Source organism: Pseudomonas sp. B21-032 (genome assembly GCF_024748965.1).
Classification (GTDB): Bacteria; Pseudomonadota; Gammaproteobacteria; order Pseudomonadales; family Pseudomonadaceae; genus Aquipseudomonas.
On sequence record NZ_CP087180.1, the window covers coordinates 2,790,596 to 2,807,000 of the forward strand.

Annotated in this window: 12 protein-coding genes; 7 read left to right on the forward strand and 5 right to left on the reverse strand. The window is 66.7% G+C overall.

The genetic code is table 11. The annotated features are described in order from the left end of the window. The first annotated feature begins 2 nt into the window (after positions 1–2). On the forward strand, positions 3–962 hold the full coding sequence (locus LOY54_RS12700; RefSeq protein WP_258610585.1) for an HlyD family secretion protein: 960 nt from the start codon (positions 3–5) through the stop codon (positions 960–962). Positions 963–990: 28 nt separating this feature from the next. Here LOY54_RS12700 and LOY54_RS12705 read toward each other — a convergent pair whose 3' ends face one another. Then, positions 991–1,731 (reverse strand): Crp/Fnr family transcriptional regulator, encoded by a 741-nt coding sequence (locus LOY54_RS12705; protein ID WP_093383161.1) that lies wholly within the window; start codon positions 1,729–1,731, stop codon positions 991–993. Positions 1,732–1,791: 60 nt separating this feature from the next. Further along, positions 1,792–10,383 (reverse strand): GH36-type glycosyl hydrolase domain-containing protein, encoded by an 8,592-nt coding sequence (locus LOY54_RS12710; protein ID WP_258610586.1) that lies wholly within the window; start codon positions 10,381–10,383, stop codon positions 1,792–1,794. A gap of 155 nt (positions 10,384–10,538) precedes the next feature. Between LOY54_RS12710 and LOY54_RS12715 the strand changes: the two genes are divergently transcribed. Together LOY54_RS12715 and LOY54_RS27625 are read left to right on the forward strand one after the other, a co-directional pair. After that, positions 10,539–11,099: a YSC84-related protein gene (locus LOY54_RS12715; protein ID WP_258610587.1), complete on the forward strand. Its 561-nt coding sequence runs from the start codon at positions 10,539–10,541 to the stop codon at positions 11,097–11,099. Positions 11,100–11,109: 10 nt separating this feature from the next. Then, complete coding sequence (locus tag LOY54_RS27625) at positions 11,110–11,301, forward strand: endonuclease/exonuclease/phosphatase family protein (protein WP_408980591.1); 192 nt, start codon at positions 11,110–11,112, stop codon at positions 11,299–11,301. Here LOY54_RS27625 and LOY54_RS12720 read toward each other — a convergent pair. After that, positions 11,298–11,498 (reverse strand): hypothetical protein, encoded by a 201-nt coding sequence (locus tag LOY54_RS12720; RefSeq protein WP_258610588.1) that lies wholly within the window; start codon positions 11,496–11,498, stop codon positions 11,298–11,300. The two genes, LOY54_RS27625 and LOY54_RS12720, sit on opposite strands and share 4 nt — an antisense overlap. Positions 11,499–11,620: 122 nt before the next feature. Between LOY54_RS12720 and LOY54_RS12725 the strand changes: the two genes are divergently transcribed. The 3 genes from LOY54_RS12725 to LOY54_RS12735 all read left to right on the forward strand — a co-directional run bounded on the left by LOY54_RS12725 (position 11,621) and on the right by LOY54_RS12735 (position 13,156). Continuing rightward, positions 11,621–12,355 carry a conjugal transfer protein TraX gene (locus LOY54_RS12725; protein ID WP_258610589.1) on the forward strand — a complete coding sequence of 245 codons (735 nt, stop codon included), beginning with the start codon at positions 11,621–11,623 and terminating at the stop codon, positions 12,353–12,355. An 88-nt stretch (positions 12,356–12,443) separates the two neighbouring features. Next, the gene (locus LOY54_RS12730) at positions 12,444–12,590 is read left to right on the forward strand and encodes a hypothetical protein (protein WP_156160215.1); all 147 of its coding nucleotides are present in this window, start codon (positions 12,444–12,446) and stop codon (positions 12,588–12,590) included. Positions 12,591–12,625: 35 nt separating this feature from the next. Beyond that, positions 12,626–13,156 (forward strand): cupin domain-containing protein, encoded by a 531-nt coding sequence (locus LOY54_RS12735; RefSeq protein WP_258610590.1) that lies wholly within the window; start codon positions 12,626–12,628, stop codon positions 13,154–13,156. A 4-nt stretch (positions 13,157–13,160) separates the two neighbouring features. Here LOY54_RS12735 and LOY54_RS12740 read toward each other — a convergent pair whose 3' ends face one another. Then, complete coding sequence (locus tag LOY54_RS12740; RefSeq protein ID WP_258610591.1) at positions 13,161–14,282, reverse strand: aryl-sulfate sulfotransferase; 1,122 nt, start codon at positions 14,280–14,282, stop codon at positions 13,161–13,163. A 63-nt stretch (positions 14,283–14,345) separates the two neighbouring features. Then, on the reverse strand, positions 14,346–15,299 hold the full coding sequence (locus LOY54_RS12745; RefSeq protein ID WP_258610592.1) for an ABC transporter substrate-binding protein: 954 nt from the start codon (positions 15,297–15,299) through the stop codon (positions 14,346–14,348). Positions 15,300–15,332: 33 nt separating this feature from the next. Here LOY54_RS12745 and LOY54_RS12750 point away from each other — a divergent pair, with 33 nt between their 5' ends. After that, on the forward strand, positions 15,333–16,391 hold the full coding sequence (locus LOY54_RS12750) for a GlxA family transcriptional regulator (protein WP_258610593.1): 1,059 nt from the start codon (positions 15,333–15,335) through the stop codon (positions 16,389–16,391). Positions 16,392–16,405: the final 14 nt, after the last annotated feature.

Below are 16,405 nucleotides of genomic sequence, written 5' to 3' on the forward strand. Positions count from 1 at the left end.
GCATGGACTTGCTGCTGATCCTCACTTACGCGGCCATTTGCGTGGCGATCTTCAAGCTGTTTCGCATCCCCCTGAACAAGTGGACAGTGCCCACGGCGGTGCTGGGGGGCATCGTGATGATCGGCGCGCTGATCTTCACCATGAACTACAACCACCCGTATTCGGAAGTGGCGCGTTCCTACTTCGTCTCGGTGCCGGTGATCCCGGCGGTTACCGGCCAGGTGATCGAGGTGCCGGTCAAAGGCAATCAGCCGCTGGAGAAGGGCGATGTGCTGTTTCGCATCGATCCGGCGCCGTTCGAGTACCGGGTGCGCTCGCTCAAGGCGCAGATCGTTGCGGCCCGGGGCGATCTGTACCGCATCAACGAACTGATCAAGCGCAACTTCGGTACCCGCCGCGAGCAGGAAGCGGCCATCGCCCAGGTCGATGACCTGCAGGCGCAACTGGACAACGCCCAGTTCGAACTCGACAGCACCGTGGTGCGGGCGCCGAGCAAGGGTTATGTCACCCATGTGTCGCTGCGCACCGGGATGCGCGCGAGCGCCTTGCCGCTGCGCCCATCGATGGTGTTCATTCCCCAGGAAGGCCAGTACTTTGCTGCCTGGATGCGCCAGAACAGCCTGCTGCGCCTGGTGCCCGGGGATGAGGCGGAAGTGGCCTTCGACGGCATTCCGGGCAAGGTCTTCCGTGGCAAGGTCAAGAACGTCATCGCGGTGATCGCCGAGGGCCAGGTGCAGCCGTCCGGCACCCTGATCGGCTACACCGGTTCACCGCCACCCGGGCGGGTGCCGGTCATCATTGAAATCGACGACCCGGCGTACGCCCAGTACAGCGCGCAGATGCCCGGCGGTGCCTATGGCCAGGCGGCGCTGTACAGCAAGCACTTTCCGCACATCGCCACCATGCGCAAGATCCTCCTGCGCATGGCGGCGTGGATGAACTATATCTTCCCGTTCCACTAGTGGAGTACAAATGTACTCCGCGCCGGGTTCACGCCTGCGGCCGGGTCGGTAGATACGGCAGCAGGCGCTCGGTTTCCTTTCTGACCACCGCGTAGCACTCGCAGCTCAACTGCTCCAGGCGCGCCCGATCAAGGACCTTGATATGCCCGCGGCTGTACTCGATCACGCCCAGGCGCTGCAGCTTGCCGGCGGCATCGGTGACGCCTTCGCGGCGCACCCCGAGCATGTTGGCGATCAGCTCCTGGGTCATGGTCAGCTGGTTGCCTTTGAGCCGATCCAGCGACAACAGCAGCCAGCGGCACAGTTGCTGGTCAATCGAGTGATGACGATTGCACACCGCGGTCTGCGCCATCTGCGTGATCAGCGCCTGGGTGTAGCGCAGCATCAGCACCAGCAGCTCGCCGTGGCGGTTGAATTCGTCTTTCAGGCGCTGGCCGGGCAGGCGGTAGGCGTGGCCGGCGCTCTGCACGATGGCGCGGCTCGGGGTGCTTTCGCCGCCCATGAATACGGCAACGCCGATCAGGCCTTCGTTACCGACCACGGAGATCTCCGCCGAGGCGCCGTTTTCCATCACGTACAGCAGCGAGACGATGGCATTGGTCGGGAAGTAGACGTGGCGCAAGGCATCGCCAGACTCATAAAGCACCTTGCCCAGCGGCAGGGCGATCAGTTCCAGGTGCACCAGCAGGCGCTCCAGCGCGGTTGTCGGCAGGGCCGCCAGCAGGTGATTGTCCTGTGGCCTGACCTGTGGCTTGGGTGATGCGGGCATACGGAGCCACCGATGGCAGACGAGAGCTGTCTGGCCTCAGGGTACTCCTATCCGCGCAGGCTAGGGGAGGCTGGCAGTGGCCGGCAGGCAATGCGCGCTGATCTGGTGGGTTTGACCGTCATCCACGAGCCTGACCACGCCGTCGGCCAGGGGCTGGCCATCCAGGCTCAGGCTCAACGCGCCCGCGCCCGCATGGTGCACCTCGATGCGGTAGCGGCTGGCGCCATAGCGATAGTGCAGCACGTAGCCCGGCCATTCGACCGGCAGCAGCGGTTGCAGGCTCAAGGTCTCGCCGCTGCGCTGCAAGCCCAGCAGTGACTCGACGATCAGCCGGTACATCCAGCCGGCGGCGCCGGTGTACCAGCTCCAGCCGCCGCGCCCGGCATGGGGCGGCGCGCCATAGACATCGGCGGCCATCACGTACGGCTCGACCTTGTAGGTGTCGATCCGCTCGGCGCTGCCCTGGCGCAGCGGGTTGATCAGGCGCAGCAGTTCCCAGGCCCTGGCGCCGTCGCCCAGGCGGGCAAAGGCCATGCTCGCCCAGACGGCGGCATGGCTGTACTGGCCGCCGTTCTCACGCACGCCGGGCACGTAACCCTTGATGTAGCCGGGGTCCAGGCTGCCCTGGTCAAAGGGTGGATCAAGCAGCTTGACGATACCGATGTCGCGGCGCACCAGGTAACGGTCCAGCGCCTCCATGGCCAGGCGGCCCCGTTCAGGGGCGGCGGCGCCCGAGAGCACTGCCCAGCTCTGGGCGATGGAGTCGATGCGGCATTCTTCATTGCTCGCCGAACCCAGCACCTGGCCGTCATCGAAATAGGCGCGGCGGTACCAACCGCCGTCCCAGCCATGGGCTTGGAGATTGCCACGCAGGGTGGCGGCGCGCCTGTTGCAGTCCTCGGCGAACGGGCCGTCACCCTGGCGCTGGGCGGTGCGGGCGAACTGCTGCAGCACCTCGACGCCGAAAAAGCCCAGCCACACACTTTCGCCCAGGCCCTGTTCGCCGACGCGGTTCATGCCGTCGTTCCAGTCGCCGCTGCCCATCAGCGGCAGGCCATGCACGCCGCACTGCAGGCCGTGTTGCAGCGCCCGCTGGCAATGCTGGTAGAGGTTCTCGGTGAGTGCCGAACGGTTCGGCAGGTCGTAGTAGGACTCCTCGCCAGGGTTCAGCGCGCGGCCTTCGATATAGCCGACCTGTTCATCGAGCACGCCGAGGTCGCCGGTCACCTGCACATAGCGGCTGGTGGCCAGGGGCAGCCAGAGCATGTCGTCGGCGCAACGGGTGCGCACGCCGCGCTGCAGCGGCGGGTGCCACCAATGCTGGACGTCGCCTTCGCGGTACTGATGGCTGGCACACAGCAGCAGGTGCTGGCGCGCCGCGGCCGGCTCGGCGTGGATCATCGCCATGCTGTCCTGCAACTGGTCGCGGAACCCGAAGGCGCCACCGGACTGGTAAAAACCACTGCGCGCCCAGAAGCGGCAGGCAATCACCTGGTACATCAACCAGCCATTGACCAGTACATTCAGGGCCGGCTCCGGGGTTTCGATGCGGATGGCGCCGAGTACTTCGCGCCAGTGCGCGCGCACCCGTTCCAGCTCGATCGCTGCCGCGCGCAGCCCACGGTACTGCTGCACCCGGCGGGTGGCGGCGGTGGCGTCGTGCTCGGCGCCGAGGCGGAACACCACTTCCTGGCTTTCACCGTCGGCCAGTTCCAGCGCCACCTGCAGCGCTGCGCAAGGGTCCAGGCCACCGCCGCTGCGCCCGGAGAGCCGCGCCCGGCCCATGGCTGCCGGCGCGCCAAGATTGCCGTTGCGGCCAATGAACTCCAGGCGGTCGCAACTGAGGCTGCGGTCGGCCAGGTCGCTGTCGAGGAACGCCACCCGCGCGGAAAACTCGATGGAGTAGGCATTGCGCGCAAACAGCGCGCCACTGAACGGGTCGGCCTCACTGACCACGTGCATGGCCGTCTTGCTGCGCAGGTCGCCCAGCACCCATTCCACATAGCTGGTTACCGACAACCGGCGCGGCCGGCCCGAGGTGTTGCGCAGCTTCAGGCGCGAGAACTTCACCGGCGCATCGAGGGCGACGAATACCCACAGCTCGCTGTGCAGGCCGTCCTCGTCATGCTCGAAGACGCTGTAGCCAAAGCCGTGGCGGGTGCGGTAGCTGCCCTGGCCAGGGCACGGCTGCGGGGTTGGCGACCAGTAGCGGCCGCTGTCTTCGTCGCGCAGGTACAGGGCCTCGCCGCTGGGGTCGCTGACCGGGTCGTTGTGCCAGGGCGTCAGGCGAAACTCATGGGCATTGTCGCCAAAGGTGTAGGCGCCACCGCTTTCGCTGATGACCGAGCCGAACTGCGGGTTGGCCAGCACGTTGACCCAGGGCGCCGGCGTCGGCTGCCCCGGGCGGTGATTGATGATGTACTCGCTGCCATCGGCGCTGAAACCGCCGTAGGGGTTTTCCATCAGCAGCCCTGGCTGCACGCTAGGCCCCGGCCGTACCGGCGCCTGCGCCAGGCTGCCGGGGTTGGCTTCGAAGCGCGCCAAGGCGTGCTCGCTGCGCCGTTGCTGTACCTGTTCGGCGAGGCTGCCACGGCTGTCGCTGAGCACCAGGCGGGCGACGCTGAGCATCAGCGTGCGGTCTTCGCTGGACAACTGCTGGGCCGGGCGCACGAAGATCCCGCCCGGGCGGTCGAGCAGCGCCGCTTCGCTGCCCGAGGTCACCAGGCCCATGATCAGCTCCTGCAGTTGCTGGCGGTAGCCGGCCTGGTCTTCGTTCCAGATCACCAGGTCCAGGCTCAGGCCTTTCTGCCGCCAGTAGGCATGGGCCTGGACCATCTGGCGCACCAGTTCGATGTTGGCCGGGTCGCTGATTTGCACCAGCACGATCGGCAGGTCGCCGGAAATCGCCTGGCCCCAGAGCCCGGGCTGGTTACGCCGATTGCTTGTCAGCACTGCGCTTTCGCTGCGCAGCGACGGGTTGGCATAGATCACCGAGGCGGCCATCTGCTCGAACAGCCGCGCATCGGCCAGGGACGCGTTGAGCTGGCGCAGCAGCACCTGGCTGTGGGTCCAGGCCAGGTCAAAGACCCGGTCTGCCAGGTGCCGGTCGCGGTACTTGTGGATCTGCTGCAGACAGCTTTCGCGGCTTGGGGCGATGCCGGTGACCAGGTCGATGGTCGCACTCTGCCCGGGATCAAGGCTGATCCGGCAGCGAATGGCGACGATCGGGTCGAGCACCGCCCCGGCGCTGTCGGACAACCGCTCAACCTCAGGCAGCAACGCCGCCGGGGCCTTGAGCGTGCGGCCACGGCCGATGAAGCGGGCACGGTCGGTTTCGTACGAGAGCGCTTCGATGTCCACACCATGGGCGGCCAGCAGGTGGCACAGCCATGGCACCGGTTCTTGCTGCGAACGTGGCCGGCGGCTACAGACAATGGCCTGCAGCGGGCGCAGCAGCTCGGTCTGCACGAACAGCTTGCTGAACGCCGGGTGCAGGGCATCGCTGATCGCCGGGGCCAGCACCACCTCGGCGTAGCTGGTCAGCTCCAGTTGGCGGCGCTGGCGGCCATGGTTGGTCAGGTGCAGGCGGCGCAGTTCGACATCGTCCTCGGGCGAGACGATGATTTCAGTGTGGCAATCGATGTCGCGTTCGCGCAGGCGAAATTCGGCCCGCGCGTCACTGAAGATCGCCTCCTGGCTTTGTGGCCGGTACAGGGTCGGCTGGTGCGCCGTGGACCAGAACGCACCGCTGGCAACATCGCGCAGGTAGCAGAAGATGCCCAGGCTATCGCTAGCGATATCCTCGTGCCAGCGGGTCACGGCCAGGTCGTTGCAACGGCTGTAACCGGCGCCGGCGTTGTTGACCATCACGTGGTAACGGCCGTTGGACAGCAGTTGCACGGCCGGGCAGCGCCGGTTGGGCTCGGTGAACACCCGCAACTGTTGCTCGCCTGCGCTGGCGTCTTCGCTGACCGGGGCCTGGGCGGCGTGCAGGTAGGCGGCGGCAGTCTTCGGCACGCGCTCCTGCAGCAGCAGAGCGCTGGCCTGGAACTGCGGGTCGGACTCGAAACGCCGCTGCATCGGGCGATCGAGCAGCAATGAGGTCAGGGCAAGCAGGCTCATGCCCTGGTGGTGGGCCATGAACGACTTGATCACCACCGCCTCCTGCCCGGGCGGCAGCCGTGCTTCGCTGTAGTCCACCGCCTCATAAAGCCCGAAGCGCCCGGCAACCCCCTGTGTGGTCAGGCGCTGGAGGTTGGCGCAGGCCGCTGCGGGCGCCACCAGCAGCGCCAGGGCACTGGCATAGGGCGCCACCACCCGGTCTTCGCCCAAGCCGCGCTTCAGACCCAGGCCGGGCACGCCGAAGGCCCGGTACTGGTAGTTGAAGTGAGTATCGAGGCTGTTGTAGGCCGACTCCGAAACCCCCCAGGGGATGCCCAGCTGGTTGCCGTAGGCGATCTGCCGGTTGACCGCCGCACGGCAGGACTGCTCCAGCAGCGTGCCCGGGTAGGAGGGCATCACCAGCATCGGCATCAAGTACTCGAACATCGACCCCGACCACGACAACAATACCGGCTCACCGGCATTGCTGGTGAGCAGGCGGCCAAGGGCGAACCAGCTGTCCTGAGGCACCTGGCCCTGGGCAATGACGACGAAGTTGGTCAGGCGCATTTCCGAGGCCAGCAGGTCGTAGAAGGCGCTGTCCAGGCGTTGTTCGTCGACGTTGTAGCCGATCACGAAAAGGTCGCGCTGCAGATCGTATAGAAAACGGAAATCCATGTTGGCCAGGGCGCCAGCCTGTTCGGCCAGGTGCGCCGCGCTGGCGATACGCTCGCGAGCGAGGTTGCGCACGGCATTAACCCGCGCGCGCTCGGCTGGCGGCCAGCGCAGGGCGTCGAGCTGCGCCAGTTGCCGCCAGCTCATCGGTAGCTGCGCTGCCGGGTCGTCGCCAGCAGGCAGCGCGAAGGCGCGCAATTCATCGAGCAGGTCCTGGCAGTGCTCCTGCAGCGCAGCGCGCCAGAAGGCGCAATCGCCGCTGGGCTCGGCTGGCGACAGCGGGCAGTCGAGCAGCTGTTGCAGCAGCGCCGGCAGTTGCTGCGGTGCTGGGTTGATCTCGAGCTCGGCGCGCAGCACCTGCCATTGCTCATCGTCAATACCCGCCGCCTTGTAGGCTTGCAGCAGCACATCGAGGCTGTCCAGCAGCCCCTGGCGCAGGCGCCCATCGAGCAGCGGCGCATCGCCCAGGGCCAGCAAGCCGGGGCGCAAGGTCAGCAGCAGGCCGGCGAGGTTGCCGCTGTCCACCGTCGATACATACAAGGGGTGCAGCGCCAAGCCGCTGCGGGTGTCGTACCAGTTGTAGAAGTGCTGCTGGTGACGCTCCAGGCTGTGCATGCTCTGTAGCATCGCCGCCAGTCGCTGCAGCAGGCGCGCGCTGCCCAGGTAGCCGAAGTCATGGGCGGCCAGGTGGGCAAGCAGGGCCATGCCCATGTTGGTCGGCGAGGTGCGGTGGGCGACGTTGGCGTAAGGCGCTTGCTGGATGTTGTCCGGTGGCAGCCAGCGATCTTCGGCATTGACGTACTGGTTGAAAAAAGCCCAGTTGCGCCGGGCCAGCAAGCGCAGAAACTGCACGCCCTGGGGCGAGATGGCCTGGCTGGCGCCGCTGTCGGCGCGGCTGACCCACCAGGCCAGGGCCGGGCCAGCCAGCCACAGCAGCAAAAACGGTGCGGCGAGGGCGAGCAGGCCCGGCGTTGGCGCCAGCACGGCGATCAGCGCCAGGGCCAGTGCCGGCGCGACCCACAGGGTGCGATACAGCCCCGCCAGGCTGTTGACGCTGGTGCGCTCGACCTCCCGCGACGGGCTCCATTGCAACAAGCGCCGTTTGCTCACCAGCATGCGCCACAGCGTGCGGGCAATCGCATCCAGGCTGTAATGGGCCTCGAACGGCAACCAGGCCAGGTTGAAAGTGGCGCGTATGCCGTGCTGGGCGGCGCCGTGCAGCACCGCCAGCAGGTGCTCTGCCAGCGGCACGTCGGTGGTTTTGCCCAGCAGCGCGAGCAAGCTGTCCAGCAGCGGCTGAGTCAGCAGCAGGGCGACCACGGCCAGGGTCCACAGCCCCGGTTGCGGGGCAATCAACCAGGCGCACAGCAGCACACCGAGGAACGCCGCCGGCTCCAGGCTGCGGCGCAGGTTGTCGAACAGCTTCCAGCGCGCCAGGGCGCTGAGGTGGTTGCTTTGCAAGCCGCTACAGCACGGCGCCCAGGGCAGCAGCCACGGCAGCAGTTGCCAGTCGCCGCGAATCCAGCGGTGCCGGCGCTTGACGTCGGCGCTGTAGCGGGCCGGGTATTCCTCGAACAGTTGCACGTCGCTGAGCAGCCCGGAATGGGCGTAACAGCCTTCGATCAGGTCATGGCTGAGGATGCGGTTCTCGGCAAAGCGGCCGTCCAGCGCCTGTTCGAAGGCATCGACCGCGTAAATGCCTTTGCCGATGAACGAGCCGTGCAGGAACAGGTCCTGATACACATCGGACACCGCGCGGGTGTACGGGTCGACCCCGGCATCGCTGCCGAACAGCCGCGCATAGCGCGAACGGGCGGCGCTGGGCAGGCTGATGCCGACCCGCGGTTGCAATATGGCGTAGCCGCGATGGATCCGCCCCTGGACGTCGAAGTGCGGCTGATTGAGCGGGTGCTGCATGGCGCCGATGAACTGGCGGGCAGCATCGCGGGGCAACTGAGTGTCGGTGTCCAGGGTGATGACATAGCGCACTCCTGGCAACGCCGCGATATCGCCGACGATCAGCGCAAAGCGCTCAACGCCGTGCCCGCGCAGCAGCGCATTGAGCTCGGCCAGCTTGCCGCGCTTGCGCTCGTAACCCATCCAGGCGCGTTCGGCGGGGTTCCAGCGCCGCGGCCGGTGCAACAGCAAAAAACGCTCGCCAAGCAACGCCGGGTACTTGCGGTTCAAGGCGCTGATGCGTTCGCTGGCCTCGGTCAGCAGGCCGGCGTCCTGCTCCTGTACTTCGACCGGGCTATCCATGAAGTCGGTGAGCAGGGCGAAGTACAGTTGCTCGTCGCGGTTGGCGAGAAATCGCACCTCAAGCCCTTCGACCAGTTCCTCGACATCGGCACTGCTGGCCATCAGCGTCGGCACCACCACCAGGGTGCGGGCCTCGGCCGGCAGGCCTTCGCGGTAGTCCAGGCGCGGCAGCTGGCACGGCGCAACAGTGAGGGTCACCAGCCAGTTGATCAGGCCGATGGCCAGGCGGCTGGTCATCAGCAGCAGCGCCACGGCCAGCAGTGCCAGGCCCCAACCGGGCCAACCGGCCCGATGGCCGTCGAGCAGAAAGGGCCAGGCAAAGCCCAGCGACAGCAGTGCTACCGGGGTTAAAAAAAACGCCAGCGGCGCGCGGTGCAACAGCCGCTGCCAGCGTTGTGCCAGCGGCACACCGGCGCCCAGGTGGCGCTCCAGTTGCTCAAGGCCCGGGCCGATCAGGTAGAAGCCGACATGCCCGGCGACATCCGCTGCCGGCGGCGGTTGGCCGCGCTGCTGGGCGAGCGCGATGGCCTGTTGCGCGACCTGTTCCTCGCTGTGCCGGCAATGCCGCGCCAGGCGCTCGATGACGTGGCGGTAGTGATCGCGGCTGGCGAAGTCCATGTGCGCGTAGGCGCCTGCGGGGTCGTTGCGCAGCTGGCGCTCGACGTGGCTCAGGCGCTCGACGAAGGCCCGCCAGTCGCTGGTCGAGAGCAACCGCAGGCTGGCAATGCTGTTGCTGATCGACACCTGGTCGGCGGCCTGTTGCTGGGCATCCAGGTGCACCAGGCGCTCGATGGTCAGGCCGGATTCGGCCAGCAGTTGCTCGATCCAGGTCAACGGCTGGATCAGGGTTGCGCTCTGGCCCTGCAGCCTGCGGGTAAGTTCGGCAACGAAGGCGGCGGTCATCGGCGGTTCGGAGCGGGCCATGTCGGCCACCACCAGCACCACGCTTTTGGCGTCGCGCTCGGCGGTTTCGCTGAGGCGGTCGGCCCAGTCATTGGCCAGGTTGCGGTCGGCCCAGCTGGCCATGACCCGCGCAGCGATGCGCCGCAGGTTCTCGATCAGGGCCAGGCGCAGCATGATCGCAATCGCCCACAACTCGCCCAGGGTCAGCGCGGTGACGCTCTGGTAGGCCTCGACGAAGCGGCTCAGGCTTTCGTCGTCGACCCGCCCATCACCGTGGCTGATGGTTTCCAGGGCGATGTCGTAGACCCTCGGCAAGCCGGTCGACGGGCCGTTGCCCAGGCGCGGCAGCTGGCGGCTGTAGCCTTTGGGCAAGTGGGTCTTGGCCAGGCGGATATGGGCTTCGACCAGGTAGTAGTTGTCCAGTAGCCATTCGGCGGCGGGGGTCACTCGCCGGCTGCTGGGCTGGGCGTCGATGAAGCGTGCGCAACTGCTGGCCAGGACCCGTTCATTGTCGGCCAGGCGTGCTAAAAGGCCATCGGCACGGGGCGTCGGGTCCAGCCGGTGCTGGCGGGCGAGCAGGGTGCCATGGCTGGCCATTTGTTCGGCGCTCAGCAGCTCCGCGCGCAGCAGCGCCTCGTAGCCGAAAGTACGCGGTGCGGATCGCCATGAAAGGCGCTTGAGCAGCATCAGGGCACGGGGCCAGAAGTTGTCCATGATGTCCTTGTATGGGCTGAGGCTGACAGCTCCAGTGTGCCGCGCGCGTTGGGGCGGGGTCTGTACGCTAGCGAACAGACCGCTTGGCCCATTGCGCTTAGCCTGAGGTGTGTCATCCATTGAATGCCGGCAGCGGCCGGTGTTGGAGCACCGTCATGAACCATCCATTGCGAATCCTCCTCGCCCTCGTGCTTTCGTTCGTCGCCCTGGCCGCCGTGGGCCTGAACAACAGCGCCAGTGCCGCCACCGCCGAAGACCTCGACAAAGACGCCCGCCAGGCGTTGCAAATCCTCTACAAGGCCCACCCGCTGGCTGAAACCATGTCACGCACGGCCAAGGGCGTGCTGGTGTTCCCGAAAGTGGTCAAGGCCGGGCTGGTGTTTGGCGGCAGTTATGGCGAAGGGGTGCTGTACAAAGGCAGCAAGGTCTCCGGCTACTACAACTCGGTCACCGGTTCCTGGGGCCTGCAGGCCGGGGCGCAGTCCTATGCCTATGCGGTGTTTCTGATGACCGACAAGGCGGTCAAGTACGTCCAGGACACCAAAGGCTGGGAAGTGGGTGTCGGGCCGACCGTGGTGCTGGTTGACCAGGGCGTGGCGAAAAACCTCTCGACCTCGACCCTCAAGCAGGATGCCTACGCCTTCGTATTCGACCAGCAGGGGTTGATGGCCGGGGTGAGTATCGAAGGGACGAAGATCTCGTTGATCAAACGCTGACGGTGGTGGTCTGAGGCTTTGCGGGCTGCGCTGCCGCCCGTCGCTGCCCAGCCTGCTCGCCTGGCTGCAACGCGAACAGCCCGATGTGGTCTGCCTGCAGGAGCTCAAGGCCGCCGCTGCAGCGGTGCAATGGGTGATCACCCGCCGCTGGCGATGTTCATCGGCGCGGGGATTGCCCTGGGCTCGGCCGGGCCCGGTTTAACTGCTGCGCACCCCGCGCAACTGCTTGGCAAGCTCGGCATTGATCGCCACCAGCTTGGCAATGTTCTGCCGGGCCTTGAGCAGTTCGCTGTTGAGGTACTCGGCTTCGTTGGTCATCAGCACCACCTGATGCTTCCACATTTCCACCAGGGTCGGTGAATCCGGTGCGGCGAAGTCTTCTTCGTAGTCGGTCATCATGGTTACTCGTTGTTGCTGTATGCATATACAGTAATCCATGTTTACAACCTTTTTCCAGTCCAGCCGACAAACTGCAGGTGCCTGTGGCATTGTTCGCTAACCTTTTTCCGACCGGGACGGACATGAGCGAGCAGCGTGGCGCCCAGCGGCACATCAGCCTGGACCTGCTCAAGTGGCTGGCGATCATCAGCATGATCGCCGATCACCTGCGTTTTATCTGGCCGGCCGAGCATTGGCTGTTTGTCGTCGGCCGCCTGGCGTTCCCCTGGTTTTGCCTGGCGATTGCCGCCAACGTGGCCCGCGCCCCACCCGGGCAGGCCTTTACCGCGGGCACGGCGCGCTACCTGCAAGGGCTGGTGATTTTTGCCGTGCTGTCGCAGTGGCCGTATCGCTGGCTCAACGGCCCGTCGCCGACGCTCAACATCATGCCGACCCTGGCGCTGGGCCTGTTGATTGCCTGGGGCCTGCACCATCACGGTCGGCGCAGCAGTGTGTGGGTTGCCCTGGCAACAGCTGTGGTGGCGACGCTGGCAGCCGACGGGTTGATGTACGGGCTGGCCGGGGTGCTGCTGCCGGCGGCATTCCTGCTGGCCCTGCGCCTGGGCCCGCTAGCGTGGCTGCTACCTGCAGGCCTGGCGGTGGCGGCCAACCTGAGCAACCTCTGGCTGCGCGCCCATCCGCTGCAGGCCATTTCAGTCATGGCCCTGGGCGCCGCACTGCTGTCGGCCCCGCTCGGCCTCGGGCTGTTGCGCCTGCAGCTGCAACGTCAGGTATGGCGCGTCGGGCGCTGGGGCTACTGGTTCTATCCGCTGCATCTGTTGCTGATCAAACTCATTACCATCATTGACTATACTTGAGCTTCAGGTACTGGCTCACCGGTCGAAGTCGCGCGGACCCAGGTGTATCGATCAGTGAGGGCTTGATTCGGGCCCCAGGTGTCGCAGCATGATGGAAGTTCACTGGGGCTACTTGCTGTTGGCGGCGATGCTGATCGCCTCGGTCGGGGTACTGGCCTGGGGCGCGGCGTTGGCCCGGCGCCGACGGCGCGAAGAGCGCATCGCCCGCGAGCACGAGCGCGACAATCAGCGCTAAGGGTGCCAGCAGCGCAGGTCAGATGGACAACCGTGATGAACCCGCACCTCAGTGAGATCGACCCGCAAACCATGCTCGGCAATCGCCGGCTGTTGTATTTCGAGGATGACGGCGCGACCCCCAACAGCCGCTTGCCGGTGCTGCTCTATCATCTTCGGCTCGCGCCGCAGAGCGACGCCGCGGCGGGCTTCGAAGCCTTGTTCCGCGCCCATCAATGGCCACCCTTGTGGCGCGCGGGCATCTTTGCCTACCAGCATTATCACTCCAACGCCCACGAAGCCCTGGGCGTTGCCTGCGGGCACGCCCAGGTGATGCTCGGCGGTGCGCAGGGCCAGCTCCTGGGGCTCAAGCGCGGCGATGTGCTGGTGCTGCCGGCCGGTACCGGGCACTGCTGCATCGACAGCAGCGAGGACTTTCTGGTGGTCGGCGCTTACCCGCTGGGCCAGCAGGGCTACGATATCCAGCGCCCCAGCGCCAAGACCCATGAGGCGTGCCAGGCGCGCATCGCCCAGGTGCCGTTACCTTGCCAGGACCCGGTGATCGGCGCCGGCGGCTGGCGGATCTAAAACGCTAGTCGCGTTGCAGCCAGGCGATATCCTGCGCCTGGTAACGGTGCGCACGGAAGATCGCATTGTTTTCACCCGGCAGGTAAGCCTGTGAGGCGGCGTCCGGGTAGGCGGCAAAGTGCGGGTTGATGTATTCCCAGACCACCTCGCCGGCGCGGGTGACCTCGAACAGGCGGCCGAAGTTGGCCTCGGTGATCAGCGTGTTGCCGTTGTGCAAACGCTGGGCGCCGCCCATGAACGGGGTGAAGAAGGCGTAGCCCGGGGTATCGGCATATTGCCATTCGATGCGCTGGCGCAAGGGGTCGATCTCGATCACCCGCGAATGCGGCATCGACACCTGCGGGCGCGAGATGCCGTTGTCGAACACCAGGATACGGCCGTCCGCCAGCTCGCTGGGGCAATGCTGCTGCGCCACCAGGTCATGGCCCAGGCGCCAGAGCACGCGGTCGCTGGCCTTGTCGACGGCAATCACCGACGACACGCTGCGCAGGCTGAGGATGACCTTGCCGTCGCGCCCCGGCGTCACGCTGTTGGTCATCGGCCAGTGATAACGCTCGAAACAGGCGTGCAGCGGGTAGTCTTCCGGGGCCAGGTGTTCCCAGCTGCGCCATTGCCAGAGCAGGTTGCCGGCGCGATCGACTTCCTTGACCACATCACCGTAGATCACCCCGCCGGGCGCTTCGCTGCCGGGGATACCGCCTTGCACGCGGCGGGCGATGTCCAGCGGCAACGGCTCGGCGGTGGTGTACAGCAGGTTGCCGTTGGCCAGCCACTGGGCGTCGTGATGATGGCCGAGGTCGGTGTGCTGCCAGAGCACTTCGCCCTCGGGCGTTACCTCGCTGAAGGCGCCGCCGTGCCACACCGACCAGCCGGGGAACAGCTCGGGCGAATCCGGGTGATTGCCGTTGTAGCCAAGGTTGCCGTTGGCGAGGATCACCGCGTCGCGGCCGGGGCGCTGGGGCAGTTGCCAGCGGTGCACTTCTTCGCCGTGCAGGTCGATCAAGAACACCTTGCCGCCAGCGGTTTGCGGGGCAAACAAGGTGTAGCCGCCGGCCGAACGTTCGGCGTCGACGGCCAGCAGGCCGGTGGCCTGGCGGCGCAAGGTGGTGTTATCGAGGGTGGGCATCACATTTCTCCAGATGAACGCCGCCCTGCCGGCGTTTGCGGCATGGCGACAAGGGCAGGGGGGTTAGGGCAGCAGGGGGTTGTAGCGGTCGTCGAAGGCCTCGGCGACCTTGATCGGCCGCGGAACCAACCGTGCCTGGGCAAAGCTGTCGGCCAGGCGCTGCTGCAGGCCGATGACCCGGGCGTCCAGGGCCACGTAGTGCAAGTGCTGCTGGGCAAGCATGTCGCGCACCAGCCCCAGGGGCAGGCGGGTAACCCTGGCCAATTGTTGCGCCCAGGCTTCGGGGTTGGCCGTGGCCCAGGCCTGGGCGCGGGCCAGGCGCTGGACGAAATCACCCAGCGCCTCGGCTTTGTACGGATCGTCGAGGGCGGCGAGGCTTGCCACGGTAAAGTTCAGCCCGGTTTCCGGCCACTGGCTGCCGTCCAGCAGTTTTTGCGCACCGCGCGCGGTGGCCTGGCCGACAAAGGGGTACCACACGGCCCAGGCATCGAGCTTGCCGCTGGCAAAGGCGTTCTGCGCATCCACCGGGCTTGCATAGACCACGTTGACGTCACTGAGCTGCAGCCCGGCGCGGGCGAGGGTGGCCAGCAGCAGGTAGTGGCCGCTGCTGCCTTTGGCCACGGCGATGCGCTTGCCCTTGAGGTCGGCCGCCTGGCGAATCGGCGAGTCCGCCTGCACCAGCAGCGCGTTGTTGTTCTGTGCACCTTCGGCCGCGGCGACCACGCGCACCGCAAAGCCGCCGGCCTGGGCAAACACCGGTGGCGCGTTACCGACTACACCCACGTCGATGGCAGCGGCATTGAGCGCTTCCATCAGCGCGGTGCCGGCGCCGAACGGGTGCCAGTCGAGGCGGTAGGCAAGCCCCTGGTCTTGGCCGGCGGCCACCAGCAGCGCCTGGGTCAGGCCGCTCTGGTCGCCGACTTCAAGTTCCGGCGCGGGCGCGGCCCAGACCTGCAAGGTGGCCAGCAGGCTGGTCAGCAACACAAGGTGCTTGGCAGTGAAGGACTTTCTCGGCATCGTCTGGGCTCTCGAATCACGTGTGCCTTGAGTATGTCGACGCAACCTGCCAGCCACCATGCCAAACACCCCACCTTTTCTGCCATGCACAGTGCCCGGACGGTGCTGGTACTGGCATTTCCCGGCGCGCTGCTGCTCAACGCCGCCGGGCCCCTTGAAGTATTTGCCGCGGCGTCGCGGGTGCTCGGCGGCGAACTCGCCGATAACCCGCCTTACCGGGTGATACTGGCGTCGGCCCAGGGCGGTGAGATCGAGACGATCTCCGGGATTGGCGTGATGACCCGTTCGTTGGCCGAGGTCGACAGCGCGCTTGCAATCGACACCCTGATCGTCATCGGTGGGCCGGGGGTTGCCGAGCTTGAGCGTGACCAGCAGGCAATCGCCTGGCTGCAACGCCGGGCGCCGACGGCGCGGCGCCTGTGTTCGATCGGCACCGGCGCCTTCGCCCTGGCCGCCACCGGGCTGCTGGACGGACGCCGGGTGGTCACCCACTGGCAGTTTGCCCAGGCTCTGCAACACAGCTACCCGGCGCTGCGCGTGGAACACCAGGCGTTGTACCTGCATGATGAGCGCTTATGGACCTGCGGCGGCGCCGCGGCCGGCATCGACCTGGGCCTGGCCCTGCTCGAACAGGACCTGGGTGCCCAGGCGGCATTGGCCCTGGCGCGTTACTTCACAGTGTTTTTGCAACGCTCGGCCGAGCAGGCCCAGCTCAGCGCGCCACTCAAGGCGCAGAGCCAAGCCCTGCACCGCGACCGCGACCAGCGCCTGGTGCGCCTGCATGCCTGGATCGCGGCAAACCTTAATGGCGACCTGCGGGTTGAACGCCTGGCCGAAAAACTCGGCATGAGCCCCCGGCACTTTGCCCGCGCCTATGCCGCGGCTACGGGCGGCACCCCGGCGCAAACCGTCGAAACCCTGAGGCTTGAAGCCGCCTGCCGCTTGCTCGAAACCAGCCAGGAACCGATCAAGCGCATCGCCGAAACCACCGGCTTCGGTAACGAAGAACGCATGCGCCGCAGTTTTCAGCGGCAACTGGGCACCAGCCCGCTGGGCTACCGTTCGCAGTCAAGGCTGCAGCTTGCGCGCTAGCAGGGATCATGGCC